We start from the raw sequence: 1,132 nt of genomic DNA, 5'->3' as shown, positions 1-1,132 counted from the left end.
GCGTGATTCCTTGGAATTGACATGGAACCTTAATCCAACGGATGCCAGTGATGGGGCCATCGTTGACAGTGACGGTGATGGATTTATCAACATGGTGGAAATCGGCGCGAATACCGATCCGTTGGATGCAAATTCCTATGATGCGGATTTAGATGGTGTGCTTGGCATTTATGATGTCGATGATAACGACCCGTTCTCAGACAGTGATTTCGACACCATTAGCGACATCGTTGAAACCCAATATGGATTAAATCCACTCGATGGCAGTGATGTTGATCTTAACCTCGACACTGACAATGACGGCATGGCGGACATTTTAGAAACCATGCTTGGCTTGAATGTCGGTGTAGATGATAGCCAAACAGACCTCGATGGTGATGGCATGACGAATATCACTGAGGTGAATAACCGCACCGTCGCTGACGATCCGAATGACCCGGTTTATCACGGTCATCTGGATGCGGATAACGATGGCATAGTCAATGGTATTGATACGGATCTCGATGGCAATGGCACCGAGGATGCTGTGCAAACCACCTTCCCTGAGCTTTCAAGTTCCGTCTTGAGTGGTGTGGGTGGTACCGTTCTGAGTGAACATTGTTTTGATGGGCCAAGTGAAGACGACAAGCATGAGGCGATTTATCTGGTCCAAGCCGAATCAGACAGCACTTTTGGAAAGACGTGCTATAAAAATGCGGATTATTCGTACACCAATTACACCGTAGCGACCACGGTCAATCCGGATTTAAGTGGCTTGCCGCATTATCGTATTTCACCTGCGGCGAATCCGCCGATATCCAGTCCTAATAAAACCACCAAAATGTACATCAAAGCAACACCTGCAAATTACATCCTGTACCAAGCGGTGCGTGTAAATAACGATTGGACGTATGGCAAAGTCATCGACATTGCGCAGTCAAGTTTTGATCTCAATGATTTTGTCTTTATTGACTACAAGTTTAATCAGCTAACATCGGATGTTTACCTTGTAATGGTGCCAGTGGGCACTGATATGTCAGGCGTCACGCTTGATACATCAAGCACCCACAATACCGTAGTGGTGGTTGATAAGGGCGATGGTGCTGAGAATCCAGTCTTGGATCTGGTTGATCCCGTCGCTGGCACCTATATC

Annotated in this window: 1 pseudogene; it reads left to right on the top strand. The window is 46.8% G+C overall.

The annotated features are described in order from the left end of the window. Positions 1 to 1,132, top strand: a pseudogene (locus tag VTH8203_RS23345) (hypothetical protein); the annotation flags it as partial.

This window comes from Vibrio thalassae (assembly GCF_900089835.1).
GTDB classification, from domain to species: Bacteria; Pseudomonadota; Gammaproteobacteria; order Enterobacterales; family Vibrionaceae; genus Vibrio; species Vibrio thalassae.
The sequence above is the reverse complement of the archived record's forward strand: the minus strand, read 5'-3'. Positions and strand labels throughout refer to the sequence as shown.